This window comes from Candidatus Limimorpha sp., assembly GCF_056203535.1.
The window spans coordinates 1-25223 of record NZ_JBADWU010000116.1 but is presented as its reverse complement, the minus strand read 5'-3'; the positions used below and the strand labels follow the sequence as shown (position 1 = coordinate 25223).

Sequence of the window (25223 nt, the reverse complement as noted above, 5' to 3'; positions counted from 1 at the left end):
CCATGTCTGTCAGTCTTTTGCTTGTTTTGTTTTTCCACCACTAAGATAGGTGAAAATCCTGACATGGCAATGTCCTGGGCAACTTTTTGTTGCTCAGGATTTTATTCCTTTTAATCTATTACAGGTGTGCGGAATTAAGGTTCTACTGTAATTCTTTCGTATAAGGAACTGAAAACCATCATTGAAACAGAGGATGTGCAGTGGCGCAATAAGCTGGAGGCTGTCAATGGAATTTATTGCATTGCCGACAAAAATAATGGAAAGCTGTATATCGGCTCGGCTTACGGCAATGCGGGCATTTGGGGACGCTGGAAGAAATATGTGGAAACAGGAGGACATGGCAATAATGATGAACTAGTAGAAATCGTCAGCAAAAACCAGGATTATGCTTATGACAATTTCCAATGGAGCATTCTTGAAACCATGTCTTTGGAGAAGCCTGACAGCGAAGTCATTGACAGGGAAGACTTATACAAGCGTAAATTATGCACACGCTGTGGAAATGGGTATAATAGGAATTGAAATAAAGGAGTAAAGCCGAAAATCCTGTAAAGAGTAGGCAAAACCATTAAAATAACTAGTTATTATGGCAGATTTTAGTATTGATGGCCGCATGAAGGTCAAGACATTGAAAAAGCAGTTCAAAGATGCTTTCGGCGCAACTTTGAGAGTTTACAAAGGCGTTGGCTTTGCTGACGACGATGCAACACTGGCTTCCATCCGCGCAGAGGGCGCAAAAGGTGGCGAAGTGAAGGTTGTCGGCAATATGAAAGTTGGCAACTTCGAGGACAAGATGAAGGAAGTCTTCGGCATCAAGGTTCAGGTTGCTAATGCCAACGATAGCGCTTTGGCAAGCAACAGCGTAACGATTAGTGCTGCTGGCAAGTAAAAAAATCTGTTTTTCTCCGAGACCCACAGGCGGCAGTTACCCATGCTGCCGCTTGGGGGCTTTTATTATTAGGTGTTAAATGCGAAAAAATACAGTAAACGATTGTTAAACAATTAAAAAATAGATTATTATGTCGATAATTAATAGGTCAACTGTCTTTAATTCGTATGATGCAAATGCTGATTTGGAAAGAATAATCAATGACCAAAAGGATGTTCTTGTCATTGGTCTCCCAGAATGTGAAAAGCACAAAATCATTGAAAGTGTTGCGCAAAAGGCAGGAAGGGTTTTGATTAAAATACAATCCAGCGATTTGGCTTGTATGATTGAGGGATGCCCTCCAGCCTGGGCTTATGAAATCACTCAGAATTTGAATAAGAATTATCTGATATTCATTGATGGTTTGAATATGAAACCTTGCACTCTGCCGAGTATTGCAATAGTGCAACAATTTAAACAGAGTTACAAGTTCCTTATGGATAGTGGCCGTTCTCTGATTAAGGAACATGTAATTTGTAGCAAAATTAAGCAATTTAATTTCATAGTTTGTGCTGCTGGCGATTCCCCTGAAGAATGGCCAATGTGTAATCCTGATGAGTTCAAATATAGGGAAGGATTGTTTGATAATATAATTGAATGGGAATAAAAGAAATAACCGTTTTTCCCTATACAAGGTATTTAAAAATCTCGCATTGTATAGGCAATTGAAGATTATAAACCTTAAATCTTTGAATTTTAAATCTTCAAATCATAAACAGATGAAATCCAGTATTATCGATGTGCCGCGTAAGCACGACCAGGAAGACCTTTTTGGCATCAAGGTTTATCAGGATGCTCTCATTAGATATATTAAACTGACCGACACACCCATCACTATCGCTTTGCAAGGCGAGTGGGGCAGTGGCAAGACTTCGCTGATGAACCTCTTGCGTTGGAATTTGTGCGACACCGATGACGCACCTTATTTCCCGATTTGGATTAACACATGGCAGTATTCCTTGATGAAATCAGCCAATCAAGCCATTATGAGCATTTTGGAGGGTATCGTCAATCAGATTGGAGCTTTGAATCCTGATGAAGCGAAATGGGCGGAAAGCAAGAAGAAAATCGGCAGCATTTTTAAGAAAATGGCTACTGCCGGAGCAAAGGTGGCGGCCTCAACTATTGGCGTCGAAGGTGATGTCATTGACGATCTGTTTGAATCTGACGACAAGCCATCGTCCGATATTGTGCGTCTGAAAGAGGAAATTGCCGATTTGATTGACCAAGCTTTGCAAAAGAATCCTGATAAACAAGGGTTTACCTTTTATATTGATGATTTGGACCGTATCGACCCGCCTGTTGCCGTTGAGATTCTTGAATTGCTGAAAAACATCTTCGACCTTGAAAAATGCGTCTTTATTCTCGCCATCGACTATGACGTGGTCATCAAGGGCTTGAAACCGAAGTTCGGCGAACTGACCGAAAAGAACGAACGTGAGTTCCGCTCTTTCTTTGATAAAATCATCCAATTGCCATTCTCAATGCCTGTGGCAACCTATACTGTTGATACATTTCTCGTTGATGCCTTGAAGAAAATTGAATTCTTTAGCGAGCATGAACTTGACAATCAAAGTCTTGCAGAACAGCTTTCGGAGATTGCACGGCTTTCAGTCGGATCGAATCCACGTTCATTGAAACGTTTGACCAATACTTTGTCGCTGATTTCAATTATCAACGAAACACGCAATGATGCTGGTGCCAATGTGGATAGTCAAAGCAAGATTATCAATTTTGCCTTGGTCTGTATGCAGATTGCTTATCCGTACATTTACAATCAACTGTCGGAAGAACCTGATTTCAAGAGCTGGAACGAGCGCATCGCGTCCAAACTGAAACTGCGCCATCTGACTGCTGAAGAAAAGGAAAGTCTTGATGCAACAGAGGAGTTTGATGAAGATTGGGAAAAAGTCGTTTTCCGTATGTGCCAAAAAGAGACTTATTTGAGTAACCGCGCATTCCAAGTCTCGACTTTGCTGACAAAGATTGCCGAGATTGTCAGCGATGACAACCGTTTGGGCGAAATCATCGAAGCCACATTGGAATTGTCGGCAGTCACCAACCTGAAAGCTTTTGATGGCCCGTTGGTGGCAAAGTCTCCAAAAGCGCTTCAAGTCACTACATTTAACGGCAAGGAAATCAAGGGAAAAGGAAAACTGGCCTTAGCGGTTGTAAGAGATTATATCGAAAAGCATCCCGACATCACCATAGAAGATTTGCGTACAATATTCAATGTCACTAAACCTGAATTTACGGTTGATTCATACGAAAATGCCTTGCTGACGAAAGACTCTGCCGGCAATGTTGCGGGTTGTTATTATAGGAAAGAAAATGAACGGATTATGACCAAAGAAGGTCCAGTCGTGGTTTGGAACTATTGGCCAAACCGCTATTGGGAGCCGTTCTTGGAAAAGCTGAAGAAATTGGGGATTAAAATTTGATAACCAGTAATTATAGCGCGATGTCAAGGAAATCAAAGAAAATACCAGGATTGAGTTTCTCGTGGAAACGGGCTTTGGGCATAACGCGTCTTCGTCAGAATATAGCACGAAAGACAGGTGTCCCGACCTCAAGATCAGGTGTGGAACGAAAAATAGGTTCGGCAATTTTGAATTTGCTATTTGGAAAGAAATAATTTGGTTTAAAATGTAATGGTTGCTATGAAACGGTTTTTGTTATTATTTGCACTTGCTTTGGCAATGTTTTCATGTGGTTCGGCACCACATTCCGATTCGGATGAGGGTACTTCGCGTGAAATGGATGAAGCCCAGCAGTTCGTTAATGATGTTGCAGACAGAATTGATATGGCACAGCAGAGTTTGCAGCAGTATTCCGTTGACAAGACGGTAGAAAATCTTGTCAAGCTGCAGGAACAGGTTCAGGAAATGAATTTGGGTTATGCCGACTTGGATTTTACTGAAGATCAGCGTTATGAAATGCGTCGTGCCCAGCAACGGATGGATTCGGTGAAACGCAGCCTTCAGTCGTTTGTTGAAGCGGAAATCCCAAGTTTAAGGGTTGTAGATTATGAATTTGAAGACAATCTGGTAGAGGACGGAAAAACGCAATCCTATCCGTTTTATGTCCAAAAAGGTGATTCCGCTTTCTATTCCGTTAATTTGAGTGCGCCGGGGACGGTTCGCCTGTATAATGCTGATACGCATAAATTGATGAAGACAATCCAGCAGAAATCCAGTGTGTCGTCGTCATTTGTCGCTCCGAATGCAGCCGTATATCTTTTGGAAGTGTCTTGCAAAGGCTCACACTATGAAGATGTGTATGTCGCTCAATCATCGAACGATATGGAACACTTGCTGAATCACAAGACAGTGAAAACCGAGCTGGTCGATGCTCAAAAAGGTGATTTTCGGGCCAGTTCCGTTAAAGGTATTGAGATGCGCAATGTGTTCGATGAACCTCGTAAATTCACATTGAGGGGACAATTGAAGATCGTGTTTGCGGGAGGGAATGGAGACCGTGCCGTTGTTGCGGTTCCGGTTTCAAGCGGTGCTACGGACATATTGTATTCCTTGCGCATTTCCACTGATGAAGGCGACCGTTCTACTGACGGCGATTTTGCATCGGATTTGGATATCAGGTATCACGAAATCAAGTTTTTGGGATTGCCTCTGTATGAATCGAAACGTGGCAGCGGTTTGATTGAGACTTTGCTGAATTACAAAAAGCCGGTGAGGGAAGAAGACGCATACATCAATCTGTTTGTCTTCAACGATGGCAATCAAGCCCGTAAATTCCAAGATGGCAAGCCCATAGCGGAAGTGAAATACAATGTGGATTATACCACTTTGGGCACGCAGTCGTGCAACGGACGCATTCCTACGCGCGGTGCAAAAACAATCTATTTGGGCTTTGAAAACGAGCGTGTGCGTTTCAATAATTACGTGTGGCTGGAAGTCGTTGGTGTTGTCCCTACAACAGATTATTTCAAGGAAAGCTATTCGCTGGAATAATTCCCGAATTTACAAGTAAAAAACACGGAATAATTCCCGATTTTATGTATATAAAACATGGAATAATTCCCGATTTTAAGAAGAAAAACGCGGAATAATTCCCGATTTTCTTTCTTTTCCGGAAGAAATATGTATTTTTGCAGCCGGAAAATCAAGCAAATAGGGGTCGAAATATGCTTTACAGGAAATATGCAAGTAGAATTGAAGACTTTTTGAGTAGTCAGCAACATAAGATACTGCTGGTCAATGGAGCGCGTCAGATAGGTAAGTCTTATTTGATACGCTATGTGGGCAAGAAGCTTTTTAAGTATTTTGTCGAAGTTAACTTGAAAGAAGACAAGGAAGGCGATGCGCTGTTTGCCAAGGTGAAAAGTCCCGATGATTTATACCTGCTTCTTGGTTCCATTGCCGGCAACAAACTTGACAAGAAGGAGAACACACTCGTCTTTTTAGATGAAATCCAGAGTTATCCGCATCTTTTGACCATGCTCAAATTTCTGAATCAAGAGCAACGCTATACTTTTATTGCCAGTGGTTCGCAACTCGGAGTCGCACTTGCTCAAACGCCATCGGTCCCAATCGGAAGCATCTCGGTTGAAGAAATGTATCCGCTTGACTTTGAAGAGTTTCTTTTGGCGATGGGATGTGGTGCAGACGTGATAGCTGCGGCAAAAGACAAATTTGCCAATAAGGAACCCTTGAGCGAATCGTTGCACGATTATTTTCTCAAACAATTCAAACTTTATATTCTAATCGGTGGATTGCCCGAAGCCATCAATGCCTTCATTGCAACCCGTAATATAGCCAATGTCAGAAAGATTCATAGAGATATTCATGGATTGTATCGCATAGATGCATCTCAATACGATGAAGAACATAAACTTGTCATTCGTCGTATTTATGACATGATTCCATCGAATCTTGAAAACAAGAAAAAACGGCTGGTTGTAAAGAATATAGAGGAAACAAAAGGACACAAGCAATTCTCGGATTATGCTGACGAGTTTGAGTATCTGATTAATTCCGGCATAGCCTTGTCGGTACAGGCCATCAGCAATCCTCACTTTCCATTGGCAGAATCGGAACGGAAAAACTTGCTGAAACTTTATCTCAACGATATAGGCTTGCTGACCTATCTGCTATACGACAAAAACATCAACGCTGTGATGCACGATGAAGTAAGTGTCAACCTTGGAACTGTCTATGAGTCTGTTGTTGCCCAGGAACTGCATGCACACGGTCACACACTCCACTACTACGACAACAAGAAGAAAGGCGAAGTTGATTTTCTCATCGATGATTTCGGCCATCTTGAGGCCTTGCCATTGGAAATCAAGTCTGGAAAGAATTACAAGATACATAGTGCACTCGATAATTTCTTGGGAACACCATCATATAACATCCACAATGCAATAGTTTTTAGCAACGAACGGAATGTTGTGATGGAAAATGGAATTACCTATATGCCCATCTATTATTCGATGTTCATTAGCCCTGATGCAAATGACGACCAGCAATATGTCATACCGGAAATACCTGTGCCGGAAATTTGATTGAAAGGTAATGAAACGTGCAGCACTTTTTTGACATTCATGCAGATTATTTCAAGGAAAGCTGTTCGCTGGAATGAGTTGGAGGTAGTGTTGTCCCCCAATTCAATTTCTCGTTGAATGAAATGAACCATGCCTAATATGGCAAAATTTCATATTTTTGCCTAAAATTTCATCACATGAGAAATTCTTCGACACCATTGGCTGAGCGTTTGCGCCCGACTTCTCTGGCTGATTACATCGGCCAAAAGCATATTATCGGCGAGAATGCCGTGTTGCGTCGCGCCATCGAGACGGGACGTGTGCCTTCCATCATCTTTTGGGGGCCTCCTGGTGTGGGCAAGACCACTTTGGCTTACATCATTTCGAAGCAGGTGCAGCGGCAGTTCTTCCAGCTCAGTGCGGTCAGCAGTGGCGTGAAGGAAGTGCGCGAGGTCATCGACCGTGCGCGTATGTTGCCCGAGGCACCGATTCTTTTCATCGATGAAATTCACCGTTTCAGCAAGTCGCAGCAGGATTCGCTTCTAGGTGCTGTGGAGAAAGGCCTTGTCACCTTAATCGGAGCCACGACCGAAAACCCGAGTTTCGAGGTGATTTCACCTTTGCTTTCGCGCTGTCAGGTGTATGTGCTGAAGTCGCTGGAACGCGACGATTTGGAAATCATGCTGAAAAAAGCCTCCGAGGTGTTGCAGGTCGATTTGGGTAAGCCGATTGTGCTGCAAGAGACCGAAGCCTTGCTGAAAATCAGCGGTGGCGATGGTAGGAAGTTGCTGAATGCCATTGAATTGGTCGTCAATTCCTTGTATGATAAAGATGAAAATGCGGCGGAATTGGTCATTACCAACGATTTTACGACGGACTGCATTCAGAGCAATCTGGTGAAATACGACAAGTTGGGTGAGATGCACTACGACATTATCTCGGCTTTCATCAAGTCCATCCGTGGCAGCGACCCGAATGCCGCCGTCTATTATCTGGCACGCATGATTGAGGCAGGGGAGGACCTGCTGTTCATCGCCCGCAGGATGCTCATTTTGTCGTCGGAAGACATCGGCAATGCCAACCCGAATGCCTTGCTTTTGGCCAATGCCTGTTTCGATGCCGTCAACAAGATTGGCTGGCCTGAAAGCAGGATAATCCTTTCGCAAACAGTAACTTATCTTGCTTCATCGGCCAAGAGTAATGCGGCTGTGGCAGCCATCGATGCGGCACAATCGTTGGTGCAGAAGACGGGTGATTTGCCTGTGCCTTTGCATTTGCGCAACGCTCCGACCAAACTGATGAAGGAAATCGGTTATGGTGATGGCTATAAATATGCCCATGCCTTTGAAGGCAACTTCGTCGAACAGGAATTTCTGCCCGAACAGATTTCCGGCACGAAACTCTATGACCCTCAGGATAATCCGCGTGAGCGCGAATTGAGAAAGAGTCTGCGCGACAGGTGGAAGGAGAAGTATGGGTATTAAAAATTAATTCCGTCACTTGCGCCTTTGCAAAAAACACCCTATTTTTGACTTTTCAATTCGGAAGTCTTTTCTTCCTGATAATCAACATTCATTTTGATAAATATTGATACGTTATGTTCCTCATATTCGACACCGAAACCACTGGCCTTCCGAAACGTGATGGCGCTCCTTTGACCGATTTCGACAACTGGCCGCGCATGGTGCAGCTGGCTTGGCAAGTCCACGATGAAAAAGGTCAATTCGTTGAAGCTCAGAATCATCTCGTCATTCCCGATGGTTACGAGATACCCATTAGTGCCAAGATGGTACACGGCATTTCAACCGAACACGCCAGAAAATATGGCAAGCCGCTCAACGAAGTGCTGGATCTGTTTTTGCAATCGGCGGGAAAAGTACAGTATTTGGTGGGACACAATATCGGTTTCGATTTGAATGTGTTGGGCTGCGAATTTCTGAGAATGGGCCGCGAAAACCCGTTGCGGAAATGGCACATCATTGATACCTGTACGGAAAAGACTGCCGATTTCTGTCAGTTTCCGGGTGGACGAAACGGACATTTCAAGTTCCCGAAACTGAGCGAGTTTCACCAGTTGCTTTTTGGTGAAGGCTTCGATTCGGCACATAACGCCTCGGCCGATGTTGAGGCGACGGCACGCGTTTTCCTGGAGTTGTTGCGCCGCAAGGTGTTGGATGAAAGCGATTTGAATGTCACTTCCCAGTTCTTCACCGATTTTCGGGCTGCCAATCCCGATGTGATTCAAGCGGCTGGCATCGATATTGTTCCGAATTTTGAAGAGGAAATCGTTGAAGAGGAACCTGAAATTGTCGGAAACTATATCCCGAAACATTTCACGCATTTGCACGTCCACTCGCATTATTCCATTTTGGACGGTATGTCGAAAGTGCCCGATTTGGTGGCGAAATGCAAGAAAAACGGCATGTATGCCATCGCTTTGACTGACCACGGCAATATGTTCGGTATCAAGGATTTGGCCGATACCGTGAACAAGGAAAATGGCAAAGTGAAGGATGCCATCAAGGAACAGGAAGCCATTATCGCCAATCCCGAATCGACTGACGAACAGAAACTTGCGGCAGGCGAGGAGATTGAGAAACTGAAAGGTCAGAATTTCAAGCCGATTTTTGGCATTGAGACTTATTGTGCCCCCGTTAGCATCGACAAATGCGATGGCCGTCAGGATAGGGGCTGGCACCTTATTTTATTGGCAAAGAACAAGCAGGGCTACCACAGCCTTTGCAAATTGAGTTCCATTGCCTACACCGATGGCTTCTATTACAATCCGCGTATCGACCACAAACTCTTGGAGCAATATCATGAAGGTTTGATTTGCTCGTCGGCTTGTCTCGGTGGCGAGATTCCGCAGAAAATCATGAACGGCGATTTGGCTGGTGCCGAACAGTCGTTGATGTGGTTCAAGAACCTTTTTGGAGATGATTTTTACATCGAATTACAACGACATAAGACCGATAAACCAGGCGGCGATACCGAAGTTTACGAGCGTCAGAAAGAGGTGAACAAGGTGTTGCTGGAATTGGCGAAAAAAACCAATACCAAAATCATTGCCACCAATGATGTTCACTTTGTGGAGGAAGAACATGGCGAGGCGCACGACCGACTCATTTGCCTGAGTACGGGCAAGGATTTGGACGATGCATCGCGAATGCATTACACCAAACAGGAATGGCTGAAGACGCCGGAAGAAATGGGCGCCATCTTCTCCGATTTGCCTGAAGCCTTGGAAAATACGCAGGAAATTGTGGATAAGGTTGAGACTTATAGCATTGATTCCGACCCGATTATGCCTATTTTCCCGATTCCTGAGGAATTTGGAACGGAAGAAGAATACCGTCAGAAATTCACCGAAGAAGACCTCTTCAATGAATTTACGCGCAACGAGCATGGCGAAGTGGTGCTGTCGCAGGAAGAGGCTGAAAAGAAAGTCAAGAAATTGGGTGGCTATGAACGACTGTACCGTATCAAGTTGGAGGCCGATTATCTGGCGAAACTGACTTGGGAGGGCGCGAAAAAACGTTATGGCGAGGAGCTGACCGAAGAACAGCGCGAGCGTATCATTTTTGAATTGCACGTGATGAAAACCATGGGCTTCCCAGGTTACTTCCTGATTGTGCAGGATTATATCCGCGGTGCGCGTGAGGAATTGGGCGTGAGCGTAGGTCCAGGCCGTGGCTCGGCTGCTGGTTCGGTTGTGGCTTACTGCTTGAAAATTACCGATTTAGACCCGTTAAAATATGACTTGCTGTTTGAACGTTTCCTGAATCCTGACCGTATTTCGTTGCCTGATATCGATGTCGACTTCGATGATGATGGCCGTGGTGCCGTTTTGGATTGGGTTACAAAGAAATACGGCAAGGAGAAGGTGGCGCATATCATCACCTACGGCACGATGGCTGCCAAGTCGGCTTTGGCTGATGTCGGTCGCGTGCAGAAGGTGCCGCTTGCCGAAGTGAATAAAATCAAGGGCTTTGTGCCCGATAAGGCTTTCGATGAAAGTCAGGTGAAGGCCGTGGAGGGCAAGGTGCCTTCAAAGATGCCGAAAGTCAACTTGAAGAACTGCTACAAATACATTCCTGAACTCAAGGAATACCTTGAAGGCGAGGATGATAACATTTCTTCGATGATGACATACGCTCAGGAATTGGAGGATACCAACCGTCAGATTGGCATTCACGCATGTGGCGTTATCATTGGTGCCCGTGACCTGACTGATATTGCCCCGATGTGTACCATCAAGGATAAGGACACGAAGGAAGATGTGGTGGTTACGCAATATGATGGTCATGTGGTTGAAAGTGTGGGACTTATCAAGATGGACTTCTTGGGTTTGAAGACTTTGACCTTGATTAAGGATGCCTTGCACAACATCAAGCATACGACAGGCCAAGACCTTGATATTGACCACATTCCGATTGATGACCCGTTGACTTACGAACTGTATAGTTCCGGCAATACGATTGGCACGTTCCAGTTTGAATCGCCCGGAATGCAGAAATATCTTAAAGAACTGAAACCGAGTGCAATAGGTGACATTATTGCAATGAATGCCTTGTATCGCCCAGGCCCGATGGATAACATTCCTGACTTCATCGCCCGTAAACAAGGCCGGCAGGAAATCAAATACGATTTCGACTGCATGGAGAAATATCTGAAGGACACCTACGGCATTTGCGTCTATCAGGAACAGGTGATGCTGCTGTCGCGTGAGTTGGCCAACTTTACGAGAGGTGAGTCTGACTCGTTGCGTAAAGCAATGGGTAAGAAGCAGTTGGCGAAGATGGAGGAACTCTACGGCAAGTTTATGAAACAAGGTGTGGAGAAACTCACCGTCACTGAAAACCTGCCCGAAGAGGAAGTCACCAAGCGATTGAACAAGATTTGGGAAGAGTGGAAGAAATTTGCTTCGTATGCCTTCAACAAATCGCACGCGGCTTGCTATTCCTGGGTTTCCTATCAGACGGCCTATCTGAAAGCGCATTATCCCGCCGAATTTATGGCTGCCGTTTTGAACAACAGTTTGGGCGACATCAAGGAAATCAATTTCATGACGGAAGAATGTAAACGCATGAAAATCGACGTTTTAGGTCCGGATGTCAACGAATCGGAATACAAATTCTCCGTCAATGGCAAGGGTGAAATCCGCTATGGCATGGGCGCCATCAAGAATGTGGGTGAAGCCGCCATTTCGGGCATCGTCGAGGAACGCGAGGCCAACGGCAGATTCAAGGATTTGACCGATTTCCTGATTCGTACCGCCAACAAGGGCGTCAACCGCCGCGCTTTGGAAAGCATGGATATGGCGGGTTGCTTCGATTCGTTCCCGGGATTCCATCGTGCCATGTTCTTCTATATGCCTCAGAATGAGTCGACTCCGTTTGTGGAAAAAGCATTGCGTATGGTGGCTTCTTATAACGAAAGGAAAAACTCCGCGCAATTCGATTTGTTCGGTTTCGGCGATGGTTCGGATAACGAGGAAACCTTGACGATTCCTATGCCGCAGTGCGAACGCTGGTCGAAGATGAAGGAACTGGAAATGGAGTTTGAGGCGCTTGGCTTTTACATCAGTTCGCACCCGATGCAAGTCTATCATTTGCCGCTGAAATATTACAGTAATTGCAATGTCGAAGGTCTGAAAGCCGCCATGAACGAAGTGGAGAAAAACAATGGAAGGCCCGTGAAATTAGGCGGCCAGATTACGAGGGCAGAGGAGATGATAACGAAAACAGGCACAAGTAAATACGGCATTTTCACCATTGAAGACCAAACGGGTGCTTTGACTTTCAGACTGTTCAAGGAAAACTACAACAACTGCAAGGCCATGCTGAATGTGGGTGAATATGTCCTGCTCATCGGAAACCTGAAGATGCCGTTCCGCAAACCTGATGCCGATCCGAATGCCTTGCCGGCACAATTGGATGTGCAGTTTACTTCGGTGCATTTGCTGGATTCTTTGTTAGAAAACTCAAGCAAGACCGTATACATCAAGTTGAATCTCAATCTGATGACTCAGGATGACATGGTTACATTTGTCAAGGCAGTGAAGGACAATCCTGGCAAGCAGAATTACAAGATTCATGTCTTTGACGTTCAGAACAACATTGCTTGCAACATGTCGCCGATTTCGGGTGCGGTCAATGCGGGAGAATTGTTGCCGATTTTAGAGAAGATGCCTTTTGTGGAGTTTGACTTGAGATGATTGGCAATGTGAAAAGTATGGCTTTCAATGTTGCCTTAGGCGAAAGTGTATGTGGTTCGCTTTTTGGAAGGAGCGTTTGAAATTTGAATTATTCTCTTAATCAGGCAACAAATTCGTTTTCTTCTCGCAATACTCCTCCTTGATGGAAGAAAATTCCGCAATCAGTTCGTCGAATCCTCCATTGGTCCATTTTTCACCACTAATGCAAGAAGTTACATATTCTCCCTTATCAATTATTTCTAAACCAGTAATCGCCCTATTGCTTGGCTTGGGGCCAATTCTTTCCCATGCAAACTTAATTTCAAGATCACTGAACGGAATCCTTCTATAATTATACCGAAAAAAAGCACCTTTATAAAATTCGACTTCAACGATTTGTCTGTCTTTATCAATCCATATAGTTTTATTCCATTGAAGATACCGCCTTCCACGAACTCCATACGCCAAAGTAAGCAATATCATGTAGAATAACACAAATACGTCATCCCATATAGGAGTTTCAACATAATTGTTAGCATTACTAGCAGAATAAATAGCAACAAAAACAATCAACCCGACAAACAAGCCCAAATACACATCTCCAATTATATCAAGATGCCGGAATGATGATTTCTCTTTGTATTCTTTCATCTTCACGAGGTTTGCCGGCAAAACACAGGCTAATCAAAACTTCATCTTCACGCCCGCAAACAGCTGAATGCCAGTCACGGGATAATCGTAGAACATCTGGTAGCGGCAATTGGCAATGTTGTCAATCTTCGCAAAGACATACAGCTGGTCGCTCAGCTTGTAATCTGCGCCGAGACTCAGGTCGAAAATGTTTTTCAGTTTCACCTCATCGTAAATGCTATAGCCTTTTTGAACCTTGGCATAACGGTCTGCCTCAAAGCGCAATGCGGCATTGAATGTCAAAGCTTCATCAAAAGCATAGGAAGCCCTCAAAGTGCTTTCAAAAGCAGGACGATACCAAGCAAAGCTCTCATTTTCAGGCGTACAATGGTTGTAAGTCAGATTCAGTTCAGCATCCAGATTGTCCACAATCTTGCAACGTGCAGCAGCCGTCACGCTGACGGTTTCCGTATTATCGTAAAGAAGCGTGTATTGGTTGAAAACATTGTAAATGCTTGCGGGAGCATTTACATCCATGACATAGAAATAATCGTTTGCCACATTGCGGTAACGCATACCTGCATGAAGGTCAACCTTTTCAGCAACCGTAGTGCGTACGCCAGCCTCAAACGACAACTTCACATTGCGGTAAAGCAGCGGCAGATTCGTGCCCACAAAAGGATTTTCCCCGATGATTTCGCTGAAAGTCAGCAACTGTTTTCCGCCACCCAAACCGGCATAAAATTCCAGTTTCTTGTCGAAAACATAAAGACTGCCCTGCACATCGGGACGGAAACTCACCTTCACGCTATCGGAGGAAGTGTAATCGAAACGGACACCTAGATGCAACTTGTAGAAATCATCCTTCATCTCAAAATACGGATTGACTTTCAGCAGCATACGGTCATAATCTTGAGCCAACACGTCAACCATCGGAGTGGAGAAATAATCGTATTGGAAACCCAAATCCAGACCGACTTGCTGCGGATAGTTGCGGTCGCCCCACCAGCTGTCGGCGTAGGCCAATTTTCCGTTGAGGCCAACGAAATGCTCGCGGGAATCCAACTTTGAATATGTGTAATGATAATCAAGGCCAACAGCATGTTGCAAAGCCTGTAGATGCGTGTCGGTGCTGTTCAAGACGGCTTTCAGCCCGAGGGTGTTGTAAACCTGTTTCGGGCAAAATTCATCAATGCGGTCGTCAGGAATCATGTTTGAGGAATCAGACAAGCGGCAACCGTAGTAATGATAAAGGTCATTCTTGAAAAACACCTTTCCATTCAATTGATAATTAGAGAGTTTCGCTCCTACTCTGACATCAAACAGGTTGTTCATAAAGCCCGAATTGGGATGGTCCTTCATATTCAGCCAAGAAGAAAAATGGTTGATTCCGACGCCCAAATTCACATCTTTAGTGAGCTGTGAATCATGACGATAGAGGAACAAAGGCGAAATGCGCGTTCCCAAGCCCGCCATCAGGAAATTTTCGGTCGGTTTCACCAACGATTCGTTCTTTTCGGAATAAGGCGTTGCCTTCAGTCTTTCTAACTCGATGTCAAATTTACGGTCGGTGATTTTCGGCTGCACATCCGAACTCGGCATTTCGAAAGTCGGCTGCGGTTTTTCGGGTGTGAGACGGATTTTATCCACCTTGTTCACCTTCGGGCGATAAGTGCCTTCAACGGTAACTTCTTCGTTGTGTTGTGCAAAGACACTGACTGACAGCAAAATGGTCGCCATCACAAATATAATACGCTTATTCATTTCCTGCTAATTTTGAGATTTTTTCAACTTCGGCGAGTTTGGCGCGAGCCTCCGACTTCAAGTCCTCACCTTTATAATTATCTATCACGCTGCGCAAGGTTTCCTTGGCTTGGAAATAATTCTCCTTGGCCACATACACATCGGCCAGCGCAATGAACGACTTGGCCACCCAATAATTGTACGACGAGAAATTATCGGAGATGTTGAAGACCTTGTTTTCGGCCTCGTCATATTTCTTCAGTTTCAAGGACGAAACCGCTGAATAATAGGCACTTTCAGCACCATAAACCGATTTGTCGGCTTTGGCACTCTTGTCTAATTTTTCGATGGCCGAAGCATAATTGTCTTTTTCGAAATACGACTTGCCCACAATGTGATTCACCTGATTCACCTGCTCTTGCGTCAAATCCTTGGAATGGCTCAAATCCTCGCCCATTTCGATAGCCTTGTCGTAATGGCCCATAAAGAAATTGCTCTTCATGCTGCCTTCCAAAGCCTCCAAACGGCGCAGCGGCTCTTCTGTGACGCGCGACAGACGCTCGTAATATTCGCCCGCCTGGTCGTAACGCTGATGTTCGTATTCGATACGCGCCTTTTTCAGCAAGGCCGCATCGGTATAGTCGTTATTGGGTTGAGCGAGAATGTAATCGATATGCGAAACCACATCAGCCTCAGTGCCAACCTTTTCGGCACATTCCAACGCATATTGATGCGCCTTCAGCAGATAGGCACCATTGCGGAAATTGTCGAAATAATATTGCAAAGCCTTGGTTGTCTGCTCGCATTTGCCGTCTAAATAGAAGTTTTCAGCCGTGGCAAAAGCCAGCGAATCCTGCTCGGTGACACGAATCGTGCCGCCTACCGAATTGGCATACGAGAAATATTCATCCAGCTTGTTCTGTTCCATCATGATATTCCTGATGATGGACATTGCCTCGCGCGACTCGTCGGTATTCGGGTAATTTTCGACCAAGGTTTTCAAATTGGTCACGGCCTCACTGTACTGATTATTATTGTAATACACCATGCCGACCTTCATCATGGCCTGACGCGTATAACTTGAACGCGGTCTTTCCTTAATCAATTTGTTGAAGCTTGCCAAAGCCGAACGTTTGTCGCCGTGAACGAGATAGGTATTGCCGATTTCAAACAAGGCCTGATCGTAATAATTGGTGCTCGGATAGGTTTGCATCATCTCGTTGAGCAAATTAACCTTCTGATTCACATTACCTTGCGCACCATGGCAAAGTCCCTGCTGGTAGAGCGCATAATCGGCATTGCGTTTGCCAATGCGCGTTGCCAAATCGTAATAATTGATGGCTTGCGTGTAGTTTCTGTCCATAAAAAAGCAGTCGCCCAAACGGATGTAGGCATCGCTTTTCAGGTCTTTCTGTCGGTCGTCGCACGATTGGATGAAATTCCTGAAACAAGTGATGGCAGCGTCATAATCAGGCTTTTGGTAATAGATGTAGCCCAAATCATAATCGGCTTGCGCATATTCCGGCAATCCCTGCGCGCCTTCCATTTCCTTGAACTGCTTCAGATATTTTCCTGCATTCTTGAAATCGCCCAAAGCGTAAGCCGACTCGCCCAACCAGAAGCATGCCTGCGGCTTGTTGGCATCGGTGCGGCGGCTGTTCAGCACCCTCGAGAAATAGGTCTGCGCCTTGTCGTATTGTCCGTTCTGATAGTTGTCGATACCTGTCGAATAAAGCATTTCGTTGTAAACCGTCTGCAATTCAGGACTGATGTTGCGCAACGATTCCAAACGTTCCAAAGCCTCATCGTTTTTCTTCGCGTTGAGCAAAAGGTAAATGGCCATTTCTTCCGCCTCCGCCTTTCGCGCCGATTGCGGATTATCAGCCACATAGGTATCGAGCAAAGTCACGGCCTCGTTGAAAGGGTCGGCACCCGGAATAAGGCTCAATCTCGCATAATCGAAAAGGGCTTCTTCGCTGATAGATTGGTCGAAACCAGCGGAATAGGCCGTATAATATGCGTTGCGGGCGTATTTCAGTTCATCGGTCTTGGCGTAACTGTTAGCCAAGTAATACGATGCATATTGCGCAATCGGGTCTTCGTTGCCCGCCACACGCTGCAGACTGCTGATAGCGCCTTTATAGTCGCCCGTCATCATTTTGCTCACGCCGATTTGGTAGTTGGCCTCACGCGAAATGCCTTTGCCCGACAAATGCCGCGCATAAATGTCGTAAAATTCCAAAGCCTTGTCGTAATCCTGCTGCTGGAAATAAGCATCGGCGACAATGAGCGCCATCTCCGACTTGCGCTTGTTCTCGGCCTGACGCACAGCCTCGGGACCATCTTCCAGAACCTTGCGGTAATCGCCCTTGCGGTTGTTGATTTGCATGATGTAGGAAGGCACGATTTTAGCGTATGACGGATTGTTGGCCAAGCGTTCAAAGTTTGTCAAAGCCTCGTCATCTTTTCCATTAACATATTGGATATGTGCATAATAGTATCTCGCCGCATCCTGGTAAGGGCCTCCATTCAGCATTACGCCGTGGAAAAGCGGCTGCGCCTTGTCCAAGTCGTCCATCTGGAACTGGCAGTAGGCCATATTGAACTGCAGCTGCTGGGCTTCCTCGCGGTTTAGCGAAGCGATGTCGGTCTTTTCGTAAATCGGCATGGCATCCTTGAATTTTCTTTCCTTAAACAAGGAATTGGCATAGAGGAAATTAGCGTGTCCCGCCCAAAGACTGCTCGGATTCTCGTTGACGAACTGCAAGACCTTTGAAACGCCGTCGCCATTGCCCAGATAAAGCGCACTGACGGCCTCATAATACTGCGCATCGACCGCATGCTGGGCCTTTTTGTCGCCGATTTCATCGAGATAACGGCTGAAAGCTGCCTGAGCCGCACCATATTCCTGATGCTGGAACAGCACGACACCCTCGTTATACAAGGATTCCGGCTGATAGTTTTCGATATGCTTTTGCGCTGATACAGAGCCTGATAGCATAGCAGCAAGCAATGTGGCGGCGCAACAGAAATGTTTGAGATTCATGCTTTGAAAAATTTGTCGAAAATACATAATTCGCTGAAACTAACGTCAAAAAAGTTCCAAATATTGTGCCAAGGGAGCTATTGGCCTTTGGCTATTAGCCGTTAGCCATTAGCTGCCAAGAGCTAATAGCCAGAGGCCAAAAACAAAAAAAGGCGCGACCTAACAAGTTAAATCGACGCCAGTTTATAAGATGCAATTCAGCGTAGTAAGCGGGATTCTGTTCCCCTTTCGGGGCGACTGTCATTTCTCTAGGCCTGCAGTTGCCCACAGGCTCCAGCGCCCTACCCTGAGACGACGGACGAGCAGCCCTTTCGGCTCCCGAAGAAGCCACTGTCTCTATACTTGGACTTGCAGCCCGTATGGTTTACCTCACCGGAATGTCGCCACCCGATGCGTGAGCTCTTACCTCGCGTTTTCACCCTTACCCTTCGACAAGCTCAGGGCGGTATATTTCTGTGGCACTTGCAGTTATCCTCGCAGATACCTTCCTGTTAAGAAGTACGGTGCTCTATGCTGTCCCGACTTTCCTCGCGCCGGCTTTCCCGACCCGCGACAGTCCCTCTGAATCGCGGCGCAAAAATAGGAAAAAATTAAATATTTGCTTGCAAAACCAAAACATATCGGCAAACAAAAAAATCAAGGGCGAAGACAGCCGATTGGAACGACCCAAACATCATCATCACGGCGATAAGGGAAATCACCAATGCCGGTCAGCACCATCATAAATGAAGGCTGATGCATACGGGTGGTGTCGATAGCTTCACTTAAAGCCTTTAATGATTTCGCTCCGCTTTCAATCAAGTCATCGCCACCAAGTTTAATTTCTATCAAGCCGTATGAGCCATTGCGCAAATGCAAAACCGTATCACATTCCAGTCCCGATTTGTCCCTGTAATGATAGACCTGTCCGTCAAGCGCATCAGCATAGACGCGCAAATCGCGGACTGCCAGCGTCTCAAAAAACAGACCCATGGTTTCCAAATCATCAATCAAGTCGTTTGGCCCTATTCCCAATGCTGCCGTGGCAATGCTTGGATCAATGAAATACCGGTTGTCACTGGTGCGGATGGCCGTCTTACTACGCAAGTTCGGATTCCATGCCGGCATATCCTCAATAACGAAAATCTTTTTCAACACCTTGATGTAGTCATAAATCGTGTTATCCGACAAATCGCTGGCTTCATTGGCTTTCATATCGCTCAAGATGGTGCCAACCGTTGCCATTGAACCTTGATGACGGGCGTAAGAACGCATCAGGAGACGCACACGCTGGGCGTTTCGGGCAACATCATCCACACGGGACACATCGGAATCACACACCAAATCGTAATAATCAAATGCCTGACCCAGAGCATCTTCTCGCGAAAGACTCAAAGCGCCCGGCCACCCGCCACGGCAAATGAGATATGCCAATTCCGTAATGTCAATTTTACTTTCCCCCTCGATAGAATCGGAATGTTGGAACAAATCCTGCAATTTCACACTGCCTGACGATTCACCCGACTCAAACAACGACATTGGCCGCATAAGCAGTTTCGCGAACCTTCCCGTTCCGCTATGATATATTTCATCCGACTTTGGCGGAACGCTGCTACCCGTCAAAATGAACTGTCCCACTTCATTGCGCTGATCGACCTCAAAGCGCACACTGTCCCACAAGGTTGGCGCAATCTGCCATTCATCAATCAGGCGCGGAACGGCACCATTCAAGATGTTACCGACATTCATTTTTGCCGCTTGCAGGTTCTGCTTTCTCTTTTGCGGATCAGCCATATACAAGATGCTTGCAGCATGTTGTTCGGCGGTAGTTGTCTTACCGCACCATTTTGGGCCTTCTATCAAAACAGCACCTTTTCGTCGCAATCGTGCCTCCAGCAAATCATCTGCGATGCGGAACTTGTATGTTCTCATTTTTCACACTTTTAAAACCAAGGTGCAAAATAACTGAAAACAAACGAGATAAACAAGCATAAAAAGCAAAATTTGGGAACTTGGCGTATTTTCACTTGGGAACTTGGCGCGTTTTCACTTGGGAAGTTGGCATTTTTCAAACTTGTAGGGATTTTCATTCCTTCACCCATTTCCCCGATTCGATTTCGCGGCCAGTTTGCGTAGAGACGTTTTGCAAAACGTCTCTACAGGACTAGTCGATTTTCATTGAAATTCACCGTTTTACAACCATTTTTGTCATGAAAACTTTCCCTTCTGAATCTTCAATGCGCAGCATATACACGCCTTCCGCCAGACCATCCAATGAGATGCTGGCTGCGTTTTCAATAGTTTTCGCTAACTGTCCGAAAGTGTTGTATAGCTGGATTACAGTTGGTTCAATGCCTTCAATCTGTATTGTGTTCGAAGCAGGGTTAGGATAGACTTTCACTTTGTCCGTGTGCGTTTCATCCATTCCATCGACCGACCAATACACCCTTACGAAATACTCAGACTCGTTGTATCTTGAACGTGCCGGAGCGGAATAGCAGTCTGAGGCTTGATAGTAGGCCACTACCTTGTAAAGATAAGAGGTCTCGTCATCCAATGTGGTGTTGTCAGTGTAGGAAGTGTAGCTGGCGCCGAGCGTCTTGATTTGCTGCCAGTTCATGTTGGTTTCCTTGGTGCGGTAGATGTAAAATCCTGAGAGGCCGTCGTGAGGTTGGGGCGTTTCCCAAGTCAGTTTCACTTTGTTGCTGATGGTCGTTTCATACCATAGGCTGGTAGGCGGTTGGCAGCCTTCGCCTACAGTGACGCAGATTTCGTTGCTTGGTTCGCTTTCGCCCGAAGTGCAGAATGTCGTCACGCGATAACAGTTGCCGCCATGGTTCGGAATTTCATCTATGAATGTGGTGGCAGGGCTATGCACGGTATGCAGTAATGTGCCATTGCGATACACATTGTAATCCGTCGTTTCGTCCAAGGCTTCCCATGTCAGCACCACATGGTCGTTTTCCGCAAAGGCGTTAAAGCCAGTTGGCGTGTCGCAATCCGAGCCGTTGCCGCAATTGTTGTTCGTCTGGAGAAAAATTCCTTCTTCAATGCCATCTAATGAACCGGAATAGGAATAGACAATTTGGTTTTCAGTGTTTTTGATAACGAAATTTACATTGCTGACCGGACTGTTTCCTTTGGCAAAAGCGAAAGAGACATGTCCCAAAGCCACATCCACAGAAAACGTCTCGCTGTTTGTTTGTGTCGTCACGGAAGCTATCACTTGTGTCGCATTGTTGATTATTTGGATTGAAGCCCCCTGCCAGCCGTTGAAAGAGGAGGTGCCAGCTTCGATGGTCCATGCGCAGGAAGGTCCGAATCGCACATCCTTTTCACTGGCAGCACTCCCGCGATTTCCGTTGTTCACCGCATACACTTGATAGTCGTGCAAGCCGTAGAATGGCACTTCGTCGGTGATTTCCATGGCTGCACCCGGAGTGACATCGTCCTGGGTGAAAACCACTCTGCCGTCACATTTGACAATGATTTGGTCGATGTGTGTCAAGTTGCTGTTGTTTAAGGCTTTCGTCGGGTTGTTCCAACGCACGGTGCATGTGTAAGAATCGTCGGAAAGCGGCTGAACAGTCAAGTTGGACGGTGCTTTGGGCGTGTTATTATAAACATTGAGCGGCATGGCATCGGCTATCATCTTTTGAGCCAAATTCCAAGTCTGGTTGTAGGTGTGCAGGTTGTCGATGCTGAAATAACCGTCGAGAACACCGCCCCAGCTCCAGTTGATATGAAACAGGCCATTGTCGTCATAGCCGTCGCAAATGAAAGAGTGCCCCATGTCACCTTTCCACTTTCACCTTTCACCTCTCACCATTCACCTCCCCACGCTCACGCGCTCCGTAAAGGAATTTCCCTTTTCATCCGTAATCCGCAGCACATACACCCCTTCGGGCAAGCCCGCCACGCTGATTTCATTCGTGCCTCGCATCATCTTTATCAGTTGCCCAAGGCTATTATAAACCCCCACCTCGGCCGCTTCAATACCTTCAACAATTACCCTATCTTTTGCCGGATTAGGATAGACATTGATCTGCAAAGCTTTTTCTTCAACGCCATTGACAGGAATCATCGCCGACTTGTAAACGAATCCGTTTTCAGCGGCAATGTAGAAAACCGTGTCCACGCCATCAACCGCATACAAATCCCTGCATTGCACCATACCGTTGTTCTCACAGTCAGGAATCCCTTGTTTGATCCATTCGCAATGCTCCCAACTGTCTTTCATGATATACGGATTAGTATCCGTTGACCCTTTCATTAAAGTCATGCCCATAAGAATGCAACCGTAGGTGTCGGAAGTGAATTTGGCATGACTTACATTCTCTATGCCAGAGTAATCATGCATCGGACATTCAATGTTTAAATAGGAAATGGTCTCAAAACCGTCATCGGTCACAAGCAGGTTATACATGCCTTCGCTGAAATAGCCATACACTTCTACATGGTCTTTGTTGAAGAAATGCGTGACAACCGTATAAAAGTCATTATACCCAACATTGCGGACTTCCCTCCAGGTCGTTCCCGAATCGGTCGTTTTATATACATGGATACTTGTTTGAAATGAAGAATCAGTTTCAATCACAACAAGGTATCCTGTCTCGTCCTCGAAGAACAACTCGCAATGGGTAACCCTTCCCAATTCGAACGGGGTCGGGATGAAACTCTGTCCTCCATCAGTGGTTTTCCAAAGAATGGAATTGCTGGTGAAAACATAGAAAGTTTCCTCATCAACCACAAAAAGGTCATTTTTTCGCGCAAAGTCAGGCCATTGCAAATGGACAAACTCCGTGTTGGGGAGTTCCTGCCAGGTCTCGCCGCCATCGGTGGTTTTCACGATAACGCCTTTGTGGTTGTCGCTGTTCCACCAGCATGAATCGCCACAGGCATAACCCACCTGAGCATCGGCAAATGCCACATGAATCATGTCATAGCCTTCTTTCTCAAACTTGACCGTCCATGTATTGCCACCGTCAACGGTCTTCAGGATTTTGCCGTTTTCGCCACAGGCAACCGCTTCGTTTTTGTTAAGGCAGTCCACACCAAAAAGATTCTCGGTAACGCCCGTCGGGATTTCCAACCAGCCTTTCACAAGCTGGGCTTGCATTGTGCCGCAAACAAGCATCGCGGCAAGGATAATTGATAATTTCTTCATGGCTTATTCTGTTTTAATGATTTGTTGTTTGCAAAGTTACATAATTCTTCATTCCTTCATCACTTTCCGTGTAAGGCATACTTCAGCATTGCAGATTTTCAGCATATACATTCCTTTAGGCAGGTCGCCCATCTCCAACCAACTGCTTTTGCCGCTAAAGGTCTTGTTGGCCACCACCTGGCCATTCATGTTGACGAGTTCCATTTCCGTGGCCTCGGCCTCGTTGGGCAGCACCACGCAAACCGTGTTGTTTGTGGGGTTGGGATAGATTTCTGCCGAAGCCTCCTGCTGTATTGGCATTTCAGGAACGCTTAACGTACTATAGTCCACGGTATCCGTAATGTGGAGCAACCAATAATCCTTCAAATGGTGTGGAAACTCGGGATTGCTCAATTGTGCACAATTCGTGCAGTTCACATCACCACTTGAACCGCTCGGAGGGCAGATCAAATTCCCAAGAACGATATATTCCCTGTCGTTATGCTTGATGACATCCGTAATACTGGTTGAGCCAGCACCTCCAGCCGAGCCCAAGCAGCGTTCCCACAACAGATTGCCGTTGGCATCGATTCGGAATATCCATCCCACACCCTCGTTCCATTCATCCAAACTGATATGACTGGCACTCGCCACGTCACCGTTCCTGGAATGGGTGTTTCCGAAAACGATAAAGCCGCCATCTTCTGTCCGAAACGTTTTCTGCAAGAAATCATTATCAGAGCCTCCGTAACACTTGCTCCAAATGATATTGCGGTTATTGTCCACTTTCCAAAGCCAAATGTCAGAAGTGTATGGACCGTTGGGAGAGTTGTTCAGCGTGCCATAGTGCCATCCGCTGCCTTCCAAATCACCGCTGTAGCAATTGGCCTGACCTCCAAACAAATACCCGTCATCCAATTCCACGACATCGATAAAGCCACTGTTCTCCTGCCTTTCAGGGGCTGTGTTCGCGCATCCGTAGCATTCATGCCACTCTATTTCGCCCGCTTGGCTTAACTTGACCAAGGTGGCATTGGACACTATTTCAGGACAAGGTATATTACCCACCCCATAGGATTCGTTTTGCATACACACATAATAACCGCCGTCCGAAGCCTGTTGGACAGTGAGAACACTTTCATAAAGGGCTTGAGAACCAAGAGTCAGTTCCCATTCCAAGTTGCCGTTTCTGTCATGCTTGATAAGCCAACCATCGTAGCCGCCAAAGATATGGCCGACATCGCCGCCTGCGTCAGTATAGTCGCCGGAATTGATAATGCCGCCGTCGCTGGTGTACAAGCGGCCTGTTCCATACATGTGCCCATATTCGTTGCCATAGCAAACGCGCCACAACTCATTACCATTGGAATCAATCTTAATGGTAGTAAGATTCCTTGCCCCATAGCAATTCCATTGGCCTACCAAAAAGTACTCGCCATCCGCGTTTTCATCCTTGAAAATCTTCACAAACTGTCCCATAATGTCGAAGCACCAACCATCCAAGAATTCATAATTGTCCTTGCTGATTTTTGCCACCCAAGTCCTTTGATGATTCCCATCGCATTGGACATGCCCTGTTCCAATGGAAGAAGGTTCCATCAGGCCAGCGACCAAGAAGAAATCCTCTTCTTCAACTATTGAATAGGCTATGTCGTCGCCATACCCGCCAAAGCATTGTTGCTTGTCGATACGGATTTGAGAATAGCATAAATCATTGAAAGCCAACAGAACCAGCAATAGCAAAGTTCGATTTGTAAGTTTTTTCATTTTTACCTTAAGGGGACTTCTATTTTTAGCATTTTCGCACCATTCCTCTGAACTTCGTGAAGTCCATTAGCCAAATTTCAAAGTGAGTGACGTGGCAAAAATAACACTTTCCATTATTATTTCCAATAAGATACAAAAAAATCATTCATTCCTTCACCCATTTCCCCGATTCGATTTCACGCAAGGTCGGATTGGAGACGTTGCACGCAACGTCTCTATCGGCCTACCACCACGCGGCAAATGCGGTTTGTGCCATCGGCTTCCGTCACCTTCAGCAGGTAAACG

15 protein-coding genes and 1 other RNA gene are annotated in these 25223 nt (G+C 45.9%); 8 read left to right on the top strand and 8 right to left on the bottom strand.

What is annotated here, in order from left to right; translation table 11 throughout:
- The first annotated feature begins 195 nt into the window (after nt 1–195).
- From AC06MN_RS14515 to dnaE, 8 genes are all read left to right on the top strand, one after another.
- On the top strand, nt 196–522 hold the full coding sequence (locus tag AC06MN_RS14515) for a GIY-YIG nuclease family protein (RefSeq protein ID WP_475673092.1): 327 nt from the start codon (nt 196–198) through the stop codon (nt 520–522).
- Nucleotides 523–586: 64 nt separating this feature from the next.
- Complete coding sequence (locus tag AC06MN_RS14510) at nt 587–889, top strand: hypothetical protein (protein WP_475673091.1); 303 nt, start codon at nt 587–589, stop codon at nt 887–889.
- A 130-nt stretch (nt 890–1019) separates the two neighbouring features.
- Nucleotides 1020–1535: a hypothetical protein gene (locus AC06MN_RS14505; protein ID WP_475673090.1), complete on the top strand. Its 516-nt coding sequence runs from the start codon at nt 1020–1022 to the stop codon at nt 1533–1535.
- A 112-nt stretch (nt 1536–1647) separates the two neighbouring features.
- Nucleotides 1648–3369 (top strand): KAP family P-loop NTPase fold protein, encoded by a 1722-nt coding sequence (locus AC06MN_RS14500; protein ID WP_475673089.1) that lies wholly within the window; start codon nt 1648–1650, stop codon nt 3367–3369.
- Between the two features lie 219 nt (nt 3370–3588).
- The gene (locus AC06MN_RS14495) at nt 3589–4899 is read left to right on the top strand and encodes a hypothetical protein (protein ID WP_475673088.1); all 1311 of its coding nucleotides are present in this window, start codon (nt 3589–3591) and stop codon (nt 4897–4899) included.
- Between the two features lie 173 nt (nt 4900–5072).
- Nucleotides 5073–6452, top strand: a complete 1380-nt coding sequence (locus tag AC06MN_RS14490) for an ATP-binding protein (RefSeq protein ID WP_475673087.1) — start codon at nt 5073–5075, stop codon at nt 6450–6452.
- Between the two features lie 176 nt (nt 6453–6628).
- On the top strand, nt 6629–7915 hold the full coding sequence (locus AC06MN_RS14485; protein WP_475673086.1) for a replication-associated recombination protein A: 1287 nt from the start codon (nt 6629–6631) through the stop codon (nt 7913–7915).
- Between the two features lie 113 nt (nt 7916–8028).
- Nucleotides 8029–12648, top strand: coding sequence for a DNA polymerase III subunit alpha (dnaE, locus tag AC06MN_RS14480; protein WP_475673085.1), 4620 nt, complete (start codon nt 8029–8031; stop codon nt 12646–12648).
- Nucleotides 12649–12744: 96 nt separating this feature from the next.
- On the opposite strand, the gene AC06MN_RS14475 is transcribed toward dnaE, so the two are convergent.
- The 8 genes from AC06MN_RS14475 to AC06MN_RS14440 form a co-directional block, all read right to left on the bottom strand.
- Nucleotides 12745–13278, bottom strand: coding sequence for a hypothetical protein (locus AC06MN_RS14475; RefSeq protein WP_475673084.1), 534 nt, complete (start codon nt 13276–13278; stop codon nt 12745–12747).
- Nucleotides 13279–13311: 33 nt separating this feature from the next.
- Nucleotides 13312–15021 (bottom strand): TonB-dependent receptor, encoded by a 1710-nt coding sequence (locus AC06MN_RS14470; RefSeq protein WP_475673083.1) that lies wholly within the window; start codon nt 15019–15021, stop codon nt 13312–13314.
- Nucleotides 15014–18046, bottom strand: a complete 3033-nt coding sequence (locus AC06MN_RS14465) for a tetratricopeptide repeat protein (RefSeq protein WP_475673082.1) — start codon at nt 18044–18046, stop codon at nt 15014–15016. The genes AC06MN_RS14470 and AC06MN_RS14465 overlap by 8 nt, the downstream gene beginning before the upstream one ends.
- Nucleotides 18047–18235: 189 nt before the next feature.
- An RNA gene (gene rnpB / locus AC06MN_RS14460) (RNase P RNA component class A) lies at nt 18236–18615 on the bottom strand.
- A 67-nt stretch (nt 18616–18682) separates the two neighbouring features.
- Nucleotides 18683–19957 (bottom strand): ATP-binding protein, encoded by a 1275-nt coding sequence (locus AC06MN_RS14455; protein ID WP_475673081.1) that lies wholly within the window; start codon nt 19955–19957, stop codon nt 18683–18685.
- Nucleotides 19958–20210: 253 nt separating this feature from the next.
- Nucleotides 20211–21818 carry a T9SS type A sorting domain-containing protein gene (locus AC06MN_RS14450; RefSeq protein WP_475673080.1) on the bottom strand — a complete coding sequence of 536 codons (1608 nt, stop codon included), beginning with the start codon at nt 21816–21818 and terminating at the stop codon, nt 20211–20213.
- Between the two features lie 36 nt (nt 21819–21854).
- A complete protein-coding gene (locus tag AC06MN_RS14445; protein WP_475673079.1) occupies nt 21855–23192 on the bottom strand; it encodes a T9SS type A sorting domain-containing protein in 1338 nt (445 codons plus the stop codon).
- Nucleotides 23193–23240: 48 nt separating this feature from the next.
- A complete protein-coding gene (locus tag AC06MN_RS14440) occupies nt 23241–24938 on the bottom strand; it encodes a T9SS type A sorting domain-containing protein (protein ID WP_373802626.1) in 1698 nt (565 codons plus the stop codon).
- Nucleotides 24939–25223: the final 285 nt, after the last annotated feature.

What these genes read in the sequence shown, in the direction of transcription:
- AC06MN_RS14510 (WP_475673091.1), top strand. Translation starts at nt 587, where the DNA reads ATGGCAGATTTTAGTATTGATGGCCGCATGAAGGTCAAGACATTGAAA.
- AC06MN_RS14505 (WP_475673090.1), top strand. Translation starts at nt 1,020, where the DNA reads ATGTCGATAATTAATAGGTCAACTGTCTTTAATTCGTATGATGCAAAT.
- AC06MN_RS14500 (WP_475673089.1), top strand. Translation starts at nt 1,648, where the DNA reads ATGAAATCCAGTATTATCGATGTGCCGCGTAAGCACGACCAGGAAGAC.
- AC06MN_RS14495 (WP_475673088.1), top strand. Translation starts at nt 3,589, where the DNA reads ATGAAACGGTTTTTGTTATTATTTGCACTTGCTTTGGCAATGTTTTCA.
- AC06MN_RS14490 (WP_475673087.1), top strand. Translation starts at nt 5,073, where the DNA reads ATGCTTTACAGGAAATATGCAAGTAGAATTGAAGACTTTTTGAGTAGT.
- AC06MN_RS14485 (WP_475673086.1), top strand. Translation starts at nt 6,629, where the DNA reads ATGAGAAATTCTTCGACACCATTGGCTGAGCGTTTGCGCCCGACTTCT.
- dnaE (WP_475673085.1), top strand. Translation starts at nt 8,029, where the DNA reads ATGTTCCTCATATTCGACACCGAAACCACTGGCCTTCCGAAACGTGAT.
- AC06MN_RS14475 (WP_475673084.1), bottom strand. Translation starts at nt 13,278, where the DNA reads ATGAAAGAATACAAAGAGAAATCATCATTCCGGCATCTTGATATAATT.
- AC06MN_RS14470 (WP_475673083.1), bottom strand. Translation starts at nt 15,021, where the DNA reads ATGAATAAGCGTATTATATTTGTGATGGCGACCATTTTGCTGTCAGTC.
- AC06MN_RS14465 (WP_475673082.1), bottom strand. Translation starts at nt 18,046, where the DNA reads ATGAATCTCAAACATTTCTGTTGCGCCGCCACATTGCTTGCTGCTATG.
- AC06MN_RS14455 (WP_475673081.1), bottom strand. Translation starts at nt 19,957, where the DNA reads ATGAGAACATACAAGTTCCGCATCGCAGATGATTTGCTGGAGGCACGA.
- AC06MN_RS14450 (WP_475673080.1), bottom strand. Translation starts at nt 21,818, where the DNA reads ATGGGGCACTCTTTCATTTGCGACGGCTATGACGACAATGGCCTGTTT.
- AC06MN_RS14445 (WP_475673079.1), bottom strand. Translation starts at nt 23,192, where the DNA reads ATGAAGAAATTATCAATTATCCTTGCCGCGATGCTTGTTTGCGGCACA.
- AC06MN_RS14440 (WP_373802626.1), bottom strand. Translation starts at nt 24,938, where the DNA reads ATGAAAAAACTTACAAATCGAACTTTGCTATTGCTGGTTCTGTTGGCT.